Genomic DNA, 13,584 nt, shown 5'->3' with positions numbered 1-13,584 from the left:
AATTGCCATTTTCGACCTCCTGTTATCCTATGCGTCTTTATGATTGTCCAGTAATTGCTTATAAAGCCTTTCTACATCTTCTTTTTTCAGAAGTTCTGTTCCCGGAGAAATAAGCGTGGCGCTACCACAAGCAAGTCCGAAAAGTACCGCTTCCTCAAGCGATTTATTGTTGGCGAGGCTATAAACAATTCCTGCTACCATACTGTCTCCTGCGCCAATAGAGCTATTAATTTTAACTTTTGGTGCGGGAAAGTGCTTTATTTCCTTTTTTGTCGCCAGGAAAGCGCCATCGGGACCAAGGGAATGGACGACCACTTCTACAGGGTAATCCTCCAGTATCTTTTTCAGCATTTCTTTACGCTGTTCTGCTGTTTCGGCTTTTTGGCCGGTAAGATCCTGAAGTTCGTCCAGATTAGGCTTTACCAGGTAAGCACCATGTTTTAAACCTTCGGCTAGAGCTTTGCCGGAACTGTCGAGTATAAACTTTACATTTTTTTTCTGAGCTAATTTCGCTACCCGCCCGTAAAAGTCGGTTGAGATTCCCGGAGGTAAACTTCCGCTGGCGACGAGAAATTCTGCATCCTCGAGATTTTCCTCTAATTTATCCAGGAGGCCGGCAGCTTCAGATTCTTCCATCTCTGCTCCCGGAAAACCAAACCGATAAAGCTCACCAGTGGAATTTTCAAAAACCCCAAAATTCTGGCGCATATCGTTTTTAACTGCAAAAGGTTCATGATTAATATGCTCTTCATCTAAAAGTTGAGCGAAAATGTCACCTGTGAATCCGCCGGAGGTGTAGATTGCTTTATTCTCCTGATCCAAACGATGCAGCACGCGTGAAATATTTATACCGCCTCCTCCGGGATCTTTTTTAGGAGACTCCGAGCGCATTTTAACTTCGGGTTCTACCTTTTCTACGGTAGAGTATATGTCTAATGCAGGATTTGCGGTTAATGTTACTATTTTTTTCATATTTAGTTATTTATAAAACTTCAGGTTTCGTATTGATTTCCTGATGTTCTCCTAAATTAATTTTTCTTCTACGGAAAATCCTATTCTGCTCAATATTTGGAATTTATTTAACAGGTGGAGGAACGTAAAAATCTTTTCTGCGGAATATTTTTAAACTAATTTATTAGTTTAAACTAAATATTTAGTTATATTAGCAATAGCTTAAATCTGAAGAAAACACTTTACAGACAATAAATTAAAACCACTATGAAGCAATTGACCAAGGCCGAAGAAGAGATTATGCACGTTCTCTGGGATTTACAGGAAGCCAATGTGGCTACAATAATTGAAGAACTTCCTGAACCGAAACCGGCCTATAACACCGTCTCTACAATTGTGAGGATTTTGGAAAACAAAGAGTTTGTAGATCACAGGAAGAAGGGAAAAGGCTATATCTATTTTCCAAAAATTGAGAAAGAGACCTATAGCAACCAGAGCATGAACAAGCTTATCAATAATTATTTTAATGGCTCTTTTAAAAGTATGGTTTCCTTTTTTATGAAGAAAAATGAACTTGATACCAAAGACCTTGAGGCAATTTTAAAGGAAATTAATAAAAAGGACTCGTAATGTTACACTATATACTACAAACCATATTTTTTCAGCTTTGCTTCCTGCTGATATATGAATTGCTGCTGAAAAAAGAAACCTTCTTTAATTATAACAGGTGGTATTTACTATTGACGCCGGTTATTGCACTGCTGTTGCCTTTGCTGAAGCTGGAGTTCCTGGCAGAAGCAGTACCCAATACGAACATAATGCTGCCGGCTGTGGTAATCGGAGGAGAACCAGCTGCGGAAATCCTGCCGGCAGTAAATCTTTCTACAGAAGAGGGCGCAAATATTAACTGGTGGCTGGTAATTTACAGCATTGGGTTAGTAGCGAGTTGCGGACTATTTCTAAAAAAAGCTTACAATCTTAACCGGTTGTTCAGGTTTAGGAAAACTTCAGAAGAGAAAGGTTTCCGGATAATTGAAATTCCTAATTCCAAACTCGCCTGCACATTTTTTAATACGATTTTTCTGGGTGATCAACTTTCCGAAGGAGAAAAACAACAAATTCTTTCTCACGAGCTGGTACATGTAAAGCAGAAGCATAGCCTGGATTTAATGTTTTTCGAGCTACTTAAAATCGTCTTCTGGTTTAATCCGCTCATTTACATTTACCAATCCAGGATTGCCGGGCTGCACGAATTTATAGCCGATCAGGAAGTGGTGAAGGCCACGGGAAAAAAGAATTACTACGAGCAGCTGCTCAATACCGCGTTTAATACTCAGAATATTTCATTCATCAATCAATTTTTTAATCATTCATTAATCAAAAAACGAATCGTTATGTTACAAAAATCAAAATCAACAACAGTTTCAAAATTCAAGTTTTTAGTAATTATTCCGCTAATGACGCTAATGCTTACTTATGTGGCATGTTCTGAAGAGAAAGCTTCTGCGGAAATTCCATCTCAGCAAGTAGAAAAGGGAGTGCTTTATCTGGAAGTTAATGACATTGAAAATTTAACTTCTGAAGAAAGTCAGAAAATGAAAGAAGCTATTACAAAAGCTTCTGGTAATCCAGGATATAATATTGTTGAAATTACGGATGGCGACAAATTAGTACGCTGGCATGAAAACCCCGATAAGTCTGAAGCTAATATTACCATGGAAAGGAATAGTGGCAACTCGGAATCTTCCAATCTAACTAATGAGGGGGACGTTCCTTATGCTGTAATAGATGAAGTTCCGGCTTTTCCCGGGTGTGAGGATATTTCTTCCAACGAAGAAAGAAAAGAATGTACTTCCCAAAAAATCACCGAATTTGTTAGTGAAAAATTTGATTCCAGCATGGGCAAAAAGCTTGGATTAACAGGAGTAAACCGGGTAATCGTTCAATTTAAAATAGATAAAAACGGAAACATCCAAGATGTAAAATCCCGTGCCGCTGCGCCAGAACTGGAGGATGAAGCCGAACGTGTGATCAACAGCCTTCCTTCCATGACACCCGGAAAACAAAACGGGCGACCTGTAGGAGTGATGTATTCGCTGCCAATTGTATTTCAGGTAAACGAATAATTTTTTTTACTTAATTTTTTGCAGCCTGTAGAGCCGGAGTATTACACTTCGGTTCTTGCTGTTTAAAAGATTTTTGACTGCTAAAAACAAGAGAGAAAGAAGCCGATTTTCTTCCCTTTAGATTCTCCTCATTTTCATTACTTTTGCTTAAAGTCAATCGCCAATTGGTAATGAAAAGAACTTTACTGCTACTTTCAAGTTTGCTTATTTTAACTTCCTGTAATTTCGAAACCAAAAAAATTTCTTCGGAAGAGGTTTTAGACCAGGAAAGCAAAATGCTAAACTGGAAAGAAGTTGACGAATATCCTGCTTTTGAAGATTGCCAACAGGAAACAGAACTGGCACAGGCGAAAAATTGTTTTGAGAGTAAAGTAGCAGAAAATATCTATGCTTACCTCGCTAAACAACAGCCGGTAGTGACCGAAAGTATTGACGATACCCTGTATTTATACCTCGAGATAAACAAACAGGGTCGTCCAAAAATCGATTCGATTGTATCCATAGACACCACTTTAACCAATCAGTTACCAAAAATCGAGGAATGGCTTTACCAGAGCATAGATTCCCTGCCAAAAATTTATCCTGCCAGCAAGCGTGGTATTCCGGTCTCTACAGTGTTTCGAATGCCGGTTTTAATTAAAGCAGAGTAGAGAATTGAAAACGGAAATTTATTCCCCTCCGCCGGAGGGGTGTCCGTAGGACGGGGTGGAAATTAGCTAGTGTGTATCTCCCACTGCCACATTCCATTTTCTCACGCTCCATTTTTTTACAAGTCCGTTTTTCACGTAAGGATCTTTTTCGGCGAAAGTTTTTGCCGCTGCCTCATCAGGGGCCTTAAAAATCAGCAGTGCTTCATCTGCGGGATCATCCATGGCTCCGGCCAGAACTAGCGTTCCGGTTTGGGCAGTTTCCTTTGCCAGGTTTAAATGCTCTGTACGATATTTTCCGCGGTCTTCCAGGTAGATTTCCTCAAGTTGATATTTCAGGATGTAATAATTCATAGCTGTTTTATTCTGAAACTAAAATACGATAATTATTTTATGAGTGAGAGCTGAATTCGGCATTGCTAGGCTTAAAGGCCGAAGCAATCTCATGAGACACACTCCAAATATGAAAACATGTTCCGCCACAACAGATTGCTTCGCTCCGTTGCACTTCACTCGCAATGTCGGTGGTAACACGATTAAAGTACGCCATTCAACTCTTAAACCTTCTCCCTTTCCACTCAAATCTTGAAAACAGTGATTTTACGGCTACAAACCCAGAAAAGAAAGGATAAACAATACTGCACCAAAAGTAATTTCGCATCAGGAGTTCTTTTTTAAAGAATTTTGCTGCCGAGTAAATCAGGATAAAGTCGGCGTTAAATTTTAGCAGGAAAATTACCAGGATTGGCTGTTCCGGAAGTTGTTCAAAAAGCACCAAAAATGCTGCTAGAATCAGCGAAACATTCATTAGCAGTACACTGAGCCCGGCAAACTTCGAAAATGTAGATGTATAGGCAGGGGCTTTTGCGGCCCATCGCACCCGCTGCGATACAAGCTGAGCCAATGTCTGCTGAGGTTTTGTTGCTACAATTGAATTTTCAGATTTCAAAAATTCAACTTTTAATCCTTTATCCTGAAATTTCTGAAGTAAAAAGACATCATCGCCGCTGGCGATTTTTTCGTTACCGGAAAAACCTTCCGCGGCTAAAAAAGCCTCCTTTTTATAACATAAATTCGCTCCGTTGCACATAAAAGGCTGCTCCATCCCAAATGCGCCAACAGTGGTGGCCTGCAGGCTCATAAAATCCAGCTCTTCAAACTTCTGAAACAACTTTTTTCTCTCAGAATCCCGATAACGAACCGGTGCGCAGATCATGTCGGCATTAGATTTCAGGATAAAATCGTTAAAGGTCTGTAGCCAGAGTTCAGGCACAATACAATCGGCGTCTGTGGTTACTATATGTCGATAATTGCCATTTTCGATACCCCGCTTTAAAGCGTCTTTTTTTGGTGATCCGGACAATAATTCGTTGTCCAGAATGTTGATTTTGAGATTTTGATGTTCAAGCTGAAATTCTGAACAAATTTTTACCGAATTATCTTCAGAAGCATCATTAATAAGCAAAATTTCAAACTGAGAAGCCGGATATTCCAGTTTTGAGAGGGATTTTAGTAAATCCGGAAGGTTTTCAGCTTCATTTCTGAAGGGAACTATAATAGAAAAGCCAATTTTCGGCTCAAAATGTTCAGTTTTAAACTCAGGAACCTGATTCCAGCCATAAATCAGCGTAATTATCAAAACCAGGTAACAAACTGCGATAAAAATGAAGATACTTAGCACCATTTGGCAATTTTAATGCTGGTTTAAAAATGAGAGTAACAAAACAGAATTCCTTAGCTTTGTGAGGCTGTTCGAAAATACATATTTTCCCACAGCCTCACCCCGAAAACTGCAATTTTGAAGAGCGAAAGAATTATTTTAGGTATAGATCCTGGAACGACAATTATGGGTTTCGGACTCATAAAAGTGGAAGATAAAAAAATGCAGTTTTTGCAGTTGAATGAGCTTCAGCTTCAAAAATACGATGATCCCTACGTTAAACTGAAATTGATTTTTGAGCGTACAATAGAACTTATCGACACCTTTCATCCTGATGAAATTGCGATTGAAGCACCGTTCTTCGGAAAAAATGTGCAGTCTATGCTCAAACTTGGTCGTGCACAAGGAGTGGCAATGGCAGCAGGACTTTCCAGGCAAATCCCGATTACAGAATACCTTCCGAAGAAAATAAAAATGGCTATTACCGGCAACGGAAACGCCAGCAAAGAGCAGGTTGCGAAAATGCTCCAAAGTTTGCTTAACCTGAAAACTTTACCAAAAAATCTCGACTCAACCGACGGGCTAGCAGCTGCGGTTTGCCATTTTTACAATTCCGGCAAAGTTGTGGGCGGAAAAAGCTACACCGGCTGGGCTGCGTTTGTAAAACAAAATCCGGGGAAGGTAAAATAATTTGAAAATGTGCCAATTTGAAAATTTGAAAATGTAAAATCATTTTCAAAATAGAATAAAAGCCCTCTGGCCCCCGAAGGGGGAATAGCTCTTGGGAACTAGAAAGAATTTTCATGAAAATTGCTTCCAATTATAAAAATATCGATGATAAACTCCTCCCCTCCGGGGAGGTTGGGAGGGGCTTTGGGATTTATATCCATATTCCTTTTTGTAAGCAGGCCTGTCACTACTGTGATTTTCATTTTTCGACTTCTATGAAGAAGAAAGATCAGCTGGTGGATATGCTTTGCTGGGAACTGGAGCTTCGGAAAAATGAACTTCCGGAGAAGGAAATCAGGACGATTTATTTTGGCGGCGGGACTCCGAGTTTATTGACTTCGGAAGAACTTCAGCAAATATTTACTGCGATTTTTGCTAATTATCAGGTTGCTGAAAATCCTGAAATCACTCTCGAAGCCAATCCAGACGATCTTTCCGAAGAAAAATTGAAAATGCTGAAAGCTTCAAAAATTAACCGGCTCAGTATTGGGGTGCAGTCATTTTTTGAAGAAGATCTAAAACTGATGAACCGCGCGCATAATGCTAAAGAGGCCCTGGAAAGTATCCAGCTGGCGACAAAATATTTCGATAATATTTCTATAGATTTAATTTACGGAATTCCGGATATGAGTGCAGAAAGATGGCAACAAAATCTGCAAATTGCCCTGGATCTTGGGGTGCCGCATATTTCCAGCTATGCGCTTACGGTAGAACCAAATACCGCGCTGCATAAATATATTGAAAAAGGAAAAATAAAACCTGTAGACGATGAGGTTGCGAAGGCCCATTTTGAGATTATGGTGCGCATACTTAAAAATGCCAATTTTCGGCATTATGAATTTTCGAACTTTGGAAAAGAGGGCTATTTCTCTCAGAATAACACCGCATACTGGCTTGGGAAATCTTACCTGGGAATTGGACCTTCAGCGCATTCGTATGACGGAAACTTTAGAAAATGGAATGTGAGCAACAATTCGCTTTACATAAAAGCACTGGAAAAAAATGAACTTCCTATAGAAACCGAAGAGCTAACGACCACTGATAAATATAATGAATATGTGATGACACGACTGCGAACGCAATATGGAGTGGATATCGCTGAAGTTGAAGCAGTTTTTGGTGTAAAATATAGAGATCACCTTCTTAAGAATGCCGATGTTCTTTTAGAAAAGGAACTGATTAAGAATAAAAATCAGGTGCTGCATGTCACTTCTAAAGGCAAATTTTTGAGTGACGGCATTGCTTCAGATTTGTTTTATCTGGAATAATAATTAGGAGTTGTATTTAAACTGCCACACATATTATTCTTTACGTTACGGGACTTTTCCCGTACAGGCGCTGTGTGAACTGGCGCAAAGTAATGGCGTTGAAAGCCTGGCACTTACCGATATCAACAATACTTCTGCCTGTCTTGAATTTATTAAAATTGCGAAAAAAGACTACGGAATTGATCCGCTCGTAGGAATTGATTTCCGAAATGGCGTAGATCAGCAATATGTGGGAATTGCTAAAAATAATTCCGGATTTAGGAAATTAAACGAGCATCTTTCTGCTTATTTACATGCTGAAAGAGCTTTTGAGCCAGATGCACCGGCTCTTCAGGATTGCTACATCATTTACCCTTTTGAAAAAGTTGCGCAACGGAAGAAGAAAGACTTCAGAGAAAATGAATTTATAGGCATTTCTATAGCAGACCTTCGAAAATTGCCATTTTGGACCTACCGTCATTTAGAAGATAAGCTCGTGTTTTTGCAAAGCGTGAGCTTCCGAAGTAAAAGAGATTTCAACGCGCATAGATTGTTGCGGGCGATAGACAATAACACATTACTTAGCAAACTTCCGGAGCGGGAGCAGGGATCGTTTGCAGATCGAATGCTGCCGCAGGAAAAATTAACTGCCCATTTTCAGAATTTCCCTCATATTCTGAAAAATACGGAGAAGCTGATGCAAAGCTGCAAGGTAGATTTTGAGTTCGGGAAAGGACAAAACCGGAATTTGCTGCTGGCAGGGACGAGTAAGGAGGAGGATGAAGAGAAACTGAAAAGGTTATGTTACGAGCGCCTTCCCAGCCGTTATCCCAATGCAAATAAGGATGTTTTTGATCGTGTGGAGCGGGAACTTTCCTCGATTATCAAGCTTAATTTTGTATCATTTTTCCTTATTAACCTGGATATTGTGGAGTATGCGAAATCCCGGAATTATCCTTTTATTGGCAGGGGCAGCGGTGCAAATTCGGTAGTGGCTTATGTACTTGGAATTACCAATGTAGATCCCATTGAGCTGGATTTATATTTTGAACGTTTTATTAATGAGAGCCGGAATTCCCCGCCCGATTTTGATATTGATTTTTCGTGGAAAGATCGTAACGATGTCACTGCCTATATTTTTAAAACCTACAGCAACACGGCATTAATGGGGACTTATGTGACCTTTAAGCGAAGAGCCGTGGCGCGGGAACTCGGTAAAGTTTTTGGATTGCCAAAAGAAGAAATTGATAAACTTTCTGCAGGACATTTTAAGTATAAAGAGCTGGATGAACTGCAAACACTGGTGTTGCGATATAGTGCTTTAATTGAAGGTTTTCCGAATTATCTGAGTGTGCATTCCGGGGGAATTTTAATCCTTAATGATTCGGTTTATAATTATACAGGCACTTTTCTTCCGCCGAAAGGGTTTATTACCACACAGATTGATATGAATATTGCTGAAGAAGTCGGTATTCATAAGTTCGATATTCTTGCCCAACGTGGACTTTCAAAAATTACCGATGCTATTGAAATTATTAAGGTTAATCAACCTGATGCGGAAGTAGAGGAGATGGAAAATATTTCGGTTTTTAAAAATGACCCCGAAATTAACAAACTGTTAAGAACCGGCGATTGTATGGGCGTTTTTTATATAGAATCGCCTGCCATGCGCGGACTTTTCCTAAAACTGCAAACCGATAATTACCTAAACCTTGTGGCCGCAAGTTCGATAATACGCCCCGGGATTTCCAATGGCGGTATGAAGGAGGAATATATTAGGAGGCACCGAGATCCCGAAAGGCGCAAACAGGGACATCCTGTGATGCTGGAAATCCTTGAAGATACTTACGGAGTTATGGTTTACCAGGAAGATGTGATGAAGATCGCGCACAAGTTTGCCGGACTTAGTTTTGATGATGCCGATGTGCTGCGGCGCGGGATGAGCGGGAAGAAAACTTCTAAAGGAAAAATTGAGCTTATAGAGCAAAACTTCAGAAACAATTGCAGGGAAAAAGGCTATAGTGAAAACATTATTAACGAGGTTTGGGAACAGATATCTTCCTTTGCGGGATATGCTTTTCCGAAGGGACATTCTGCTTCTTATGCCGTTGAGAGTTACCAGAGTTTATATTTAAAAAAGTACTTTCCGTTGGAGTTTATGGTCGCTGCTTTAAATAATGGCGGCGGATTCTATTCTGTAGAAACTTATATTGAGGAAATAAGAAAATGTGGCGGGATTGTACATGCGCCCTGCATTAATAAGAGCGACCACCCAAACACGATTTACGGGAAAGAAATATATCTGGGCCTGGGATATATAAAGGAATTGGAAGCAAAAGCAGTTCAGCAAATTCTTGAAAACCGACAATTTTTTGGCGATTTTAAATCTTTGGATGATTTTATAGACCGGATTTCTGTTTCTATAGAACAGCTAAGTATTTTGCTGAAAATCGATGCTTTTAGATTTACCGGTCTGGATAAGCATCATTTGTTGTGGAAAGCACACTTTAAGCTGAGCAAAACTAAACGGAAAACGAGCCAGGCGGTTCTGTTTAAACCGGAACATAAAGATTTTGACCTTCCGGAATTTGAATATTCTCGACTTATTGAAGCTTATGATCAAATGGAATTACTGGGGTTTCCTTTATCCAGTCATTTTGATTTGCTAAAGAATCCTATGAAACCTTCAGTAAAAGCAAAAAACCTTCAGCAGTATATAGGTAAAGAAATAGAGATCTATGGCAATTTAATTGTAGCCAAAAAAACTCCTACGGCTAATGGGAAGTATATGTGCTTTTCAACTTTCTACGACCAGGACAGTGAGATTTTTGATATTGTTCAGTTTCCGGCTTCCGCAGAAAAATATCCGTTGTACAGCAAAGGAATATATCTATGCCGTGGGACCGTTGTCGAGGAACTGGATTATGTTTCTATAAATGTGCAATGGCTTTCCCGGCAGGAAACCGCGCCGGATCCCAGATTTACGGACAAAAGCTTTAAAGTGAAGTTTTAGTTAGGGAGAAATCCTGTCCCTTCATTAATCCTTCAGTATAACCTATAAAAAAACCGGACATTTCTGTCCGGTTAGTATATAAATTCAGAAGAAAATCTTATCCATTCATGGAAATTAAGAATTCTTCGTTGTTTTTTGTTTGTTTTATCCTGTCGTTAATAAATTCCATAGCTTCAATTGGGTTCATATCGGCAAGATATTTACGCAATACCCACATACGTTGTATTGTGGCTTCATCCAGCAACAGGTCGTCACGACGCGTACTTGAAGAGATAAGATCGATGGCAGGGAAAATCCTTCTGTTGGAAATTCTTCTATCCAACTGAAGTTCCATGTTACCGGTACCTTTAAATTCTTCAAAGATTACTTCATCCATTTTGGAACCTGTTTCAGTAAGCGCGGTTGCAATGATAGATAAAGATCCACCGTTTTCAATATTACGGGCAGCACCAAAGAAACGTTTTGGTTTGTGCAAAGCGTTGGCATCCACACCACCACTTAAAACCTTACCACTGGCAGGTTGTACAGTGTTATAAGCACGGGCAAGCCTTGTGATAGAATCCAGAAGGATCACCACATCATGGCCACACTCTACAAGTCTTTTTGCTTTTTCCAGGACGATATTTGCCACTCTAACGTGCTCATGAGCTTCTTTATCGAAAGTTGAAGCCACAACTTCACCTTTTACATTACGTTGCATATCGGTAACCTCTTCAGGGCGTTCATCGATAAGCAATACAATCTGGTAAACTTCAGGATGATTGGCAGCTATTGCATTGGCAATATCCTTAAGAAGCATTGTTTTTCCCGTTTTTGGCTGGGAAACGATCATACCACGTTGTCCTTTTCCTATAGGGGAGAAAAGATCCATAATCCTGGTAGAAATACTGCTTTGTTTTTCGGCAATGCTGAATTTTTCTGTCGGGAAAAGTGGCGTTAAATGTTCAAAAGAAACCCTGTCGCGAACAACCTGGGGATCAAGACCATTAATTTTGCTGATTTTTATAAGCGGAAAATATTTTTCCCCTTCTTTTGGAGGGCGAATTTGTCCTAAAACAGTATCTCCGGTTTTCAGACCAAAAAGTCTGATTTGTGACTGCGATACATAAATATCATCTGGAGAAGTAAGATAATTATAATCTGAAGATCTTAAAAATCCATAGCTGTCCTGCATAATATCCAGCACGCCTTCACTTTCTATAATTGCATCAAATTCATAATCGGGTTCGCGGTAACGGTTCCTGTTGTCTCTGTTCCCACTGTTTTTGCCAGAATTGGAATTCGAGTTGTCCCGGTTATTGTTGTCCCTATTATTATTGTTATTATCCCTGTTTCCAGAGTTATTATTGTCTTTTTTGCTTCTTGTATCCTTCTTATTGTCCCTTGGATTAGGTTTGTTGCCTTTAGGAGTATTTTTCTCATCTTTCGAATCCTTGGGCGTATTGCTTCTGGATTGGTTCTTATGAGTATTTTGAGACTTATCAGAAGTTGGTTTATTTGTATTTGAAGAAGTCTCAGATTTCTGACCGGAATCTTTATTTTCTTCAGAAGCTGAAGGTTTCTCCTGTTTTTTCGGCGGCTTTTTATTACTTCCGATTTTTCCGCCTTTAGCTTTTTGTGGCTTGTTATCTGGTTCTGATGAAGCAGAAGATGATGCAGGTGCTTCGTTCTCCTCGGTTAAAACCTCTTTTACTTTTGCCGGGTTGGAAGCCTGGTAATCTAAAATTTGATATACAAGATCTAATTTTTTAAGGCTTCTGAACTTTGGGACGTTTAAGGTTTTAGCTATCTCCTGAAGCTCAGGAAGTTTCTTAGCTTTTAATTCTGAAATTTCAAACATGAATAATTACAAATAAGTTTGTTTGGATTGATTTAACTTCTCCGGGAAGAATAGAAAATATTTTTGGAGTCTTAAGTAACCTGTTTTGAATTGGTTACAAAATGTTCCTGCAATTATACGACTTTATTTTAATTTTCGAATAGCTTTTTTGAAAAGAATATCTATTTTTGTGAGTCAAATTCTATTTTAATCATGCTACAACGCATACAATCGGTTTATCTTTTTTTAGCGGCTTTAGTAAGCCTTGGATTAATATTTGTTTTTTATCTTTGGGAAAATTCCATTGGGGAAACTGTTTATGCCGAAGATGAATTAATGGTATTTATAATGTTCCTTTTATCGGGTGCATTATCTTTAATAAGTATTTTTATGTTTAGAAACAGGAAGCTACAGTTTGTGCTGGGCCGACTGAATATAATATTAAACTTTTTTTTACTAGGATTGTTTGTTTATTGGTTGCTAAATGTACCTGGAGAGAAAGATATCTCAGAGAAGGGTATTGGGATGCTTCTTCCGGTAATTTCTATCGTTTTTTTAGTGTTGGCCAATAAGGCTATAAAAAAGGACGAAGATCTCGTAAAATCTGTGGACCGATTGCGATAAGCCTATCATCTTAGTAGTATTAGTGCGTAGAAAAACCCGAAGTGAAAGCTTCGGGTTTTTTGATTTGTAGCGTTTAGGAAATTGGTCTTTAAGAAGACCTTACCGGTTTTTAAAACCTGAGGTCTTGTAAACTAAACATTTATGGTTTTTAAATAAAGGTCGAAAATTGCCATTTTCAGGGCATCATCAAAGCTGCTAAAGTTCTGCTTTCTTTTCAGAAAAAAAATTATTCCAGCTCAATAACTTCAAGATCAAAGATTTTATCTTTTTCAATTTTAAACCGAAGCATTGTTCTTTTCTTGTGAAAGCCCTGTTTACCTGCGGCACCCGGGTTCATGTGAAGCAATCCCAGGTCCTTATCATTCATTACTTTTAGAATATGGGAATGACCGCAGATAAACAGCTTCGGTGGATTTCTTCTTATTTCCTCGCGTATTGCAGGTGAATATTTCTTTGGATAACCACCAATATGCGTGATCCAGACGTCTACGTCTTCGCACATAAAACGCTGGTTTAGTGGGAATTCTTTTCTTACTTCGGCATTGTCAATATTTCCGTAAACCGCAATTACAGGTTTTACTTTTTTAAGCACGTCTGTCACCCCAACATTGCCAATATCACCTGCATGCCATATTTCATCAGCCTCACCTGCATAATGCAATATTCTTTCGTCCATATGGTTGTGCGTGTCGCTTAGTAAAAGTATTTTTTTCAAACCGGCATTGATTACGTTTATTCACTCATTTAGAAACGCAAAGCTTCCGGGGA

At 39.1% G+C, this 13,584-nt stretch carries 12 protein-coding genes; 7 read left to right on the top strand and 5 right to left on the bottom strand.

Annotated elements, in window-relative coordinates; all coding sequences use genetic code 11:
• Window positions 1–27: 27 nt before the first annotated feature.
• On the bottom strand, window positions 28–972 hold the full coding sequence (locus RM549_RS14985) for a 1-phosphofructokinase family hexose kinase (protein ID WP_311686260.1): 945 nt from the start codon (window positions 970–972) through the stop codon (window positions 28–30).
• Window positions 973–1,218: 246 nt separating this feature from the next.
• On the opposite strand from RM549_RS14985, the gene RM549_RS14980 reads away from it, so the two are divergent.
• From RM549_RS14980 to RM549_RS14970, 3 genes are all read left to right on the top strand, one after another.
• Window positions 1,219–1,581 carry a BlaI/MecI/CopY family transcriptional regulator gene (locus tag RM549_RS14980; protein ID WP_311686258.1) on the top strand — a complete coding sequence of 121 codons (363 nt, stop codon included), beginning with the start codon at window positions 1,219–1,221 and terminating at the stop codon, window positions 1,579–1,581.
• A complete protein-coding gene (locus RM549_RS14975; protein WP_311686256.1) occupies window positions 1,581–3,077 on the top strand; it encodes a M56 family metallopeptidase in 1,497 nt (498 codons plus the stop codon). The genes RM549_RS14980 and RM549_RS14975 overlap by 1 nt, the downstream gene beginning before the upstream one ends.
• A gap of 170 nt (window positions 3,078–3,247) precedes the next feature.
• On the top strand, window positions 3,248–3,727 hold the full coding sequence (locus RM549_RS14970) for a lipoprotein (protein WP_311686254.1): 480 nt from the start codon (window positions 3,248–3,250) through the stop codon (window positions 3,725–3,727).
• Between the two features lie 66 nt (window positions 3,728–3,793).
• Here RM549_RS14970 and RM549_RS14965 read toward each other — a convergent pair whose 3' ends face one another.
• A complete protein-coding gene (locus RM549_RS14965) occupies window positions 3,794–4,078 on the bottom strand; it encodes a YciI-like protein (RefSeq protein ID WP_311686252.1) in 285 nt (94 codons plus the stop codon).
• Window positions 4,079–4,274: 196 nt separating this feature from the next.
• The gene (locus RM549_RS14960; RefSeq protein WP_311686250.1) at window positions 4,275–5,408 is read right to left on the bottom strand and encodes a glycosyltransferase family 2 protein; all 1,134 of its coding nucleotides are present in this window, start codon (window positions 5,406–5,408) and stop codon (window positions 4,275–4,277) included.
• Window positions 5,409–5,522: 114 nt separating this feature from the next.
• On the opposite strand from RM549_RS14960, the gene ruvC reads away from it, so the two are divergent.
• From ruvC to RM549_RS14945, 3 genes are all read left to right on the top strand, one after another.
• Window positions 5,523–6,074 carry a crossover junction endodeoxyribonuclease RuvC gene (ruvC, locus tag RM549_RS14955; RefSeq protein WP_311484400.1) on the top strand — a complete coding sequence of 184 codons (552 nt, stop codon included), beginning with the start codon at window positions 5,523–5,525 and terminating at the stop codon, window positions 6,072–6,074.
• 113 nt (window positions 6,075–6,187) lie between these two features.
• The gene (gene hemW / locus RM549_RS14950; protein WP_311686248.1) at window positions 6,188–7,381 is read left to right on the top strand and encodes a radical SAM family heme chaperone HemW; all 1,194 of its coding nucleotides are present in this window, start codon (window positions 6,188–6,190) and stop codon (window positions 7,379–7,381) included.
• A 10-nt stretch (window positions 7,382–7,391) separates the two neighbouring features.
• Complete coding sequence (locus tag RM549_RS14945; protein WP_311686246.1) at window positions 7,392–10,373, top strand: DNA polymerase III subunit alpha; 2,982 nt, start codon at window positions 7,392–7,394, stop codon at window positions 10,371–10,373.
• Window positions 10,374–10,470: 97 nt separating this feature from the next.
• Here RM549_RS14945 and rho read toward each other — a convergent pair whose 3' ends face one another.
• On the bottom strand, window positions 10,471–12,213 hold the full coding sequence (gene rho / locus RM549_RS14940) for a transcription termination factor Rho (RefSeq protein WP_311686244.1): 1,743 nt from the start codon (window positions 12,211–12,213) through the stop codon (window positions 10,471–10,473).
• A 192-nt stretch (window positions 12,214–12,405) separates the two neighbouring features.
• Here rho and RM549_RS14935 point away from each other — a divergent pair, with 192 nt between their 5' ends.
• Complete coding sequence (locus tag RM549_RS14935; protein ID WP_311686242.1) at window positions 12,406–12,816, top strand: DUF4293 domain-containing protein; 411 nt, start codon at window positions 12,406–12,408, stop codon at window positions 12,814–12,816.
• A 226-nt stretch (window positions 12,817–13,042) separates the two neighbouring features.
• Here RM549_RS14935 and RM549_RS14930 read toward each other — a convergent pair whose 3' ends face one another.
• The gene (locus tag RM549_RS14930) at window positions 13,043–13,531 is read right to left on the bottom strand and encodes a metallophosphoesterase family protein (RefSeq protein WP_311686240.1); all 489 of its coding nucleotides are present in this window, start codon (window positions 13,529–13,531) and stop codon (window positions 13,043–13,045) included.
• Window positions 13,532–13,584 lie beyond the last annotated feature (53 nt).

It is taken from the genome of Autumnicola patrickiae (assembly GCF_031846525.1).
GTDB lineage: Bacteria > Bacteroidota > Bacteroidia > Flavobacteriales > Flavobacteriaceae > Autumnicola > Autumnicola patrickiae.
Note: the sequence above shows the minus strand (reverse complement) of the source record. Positions and strands in the feature narration are given on the sequence as shown.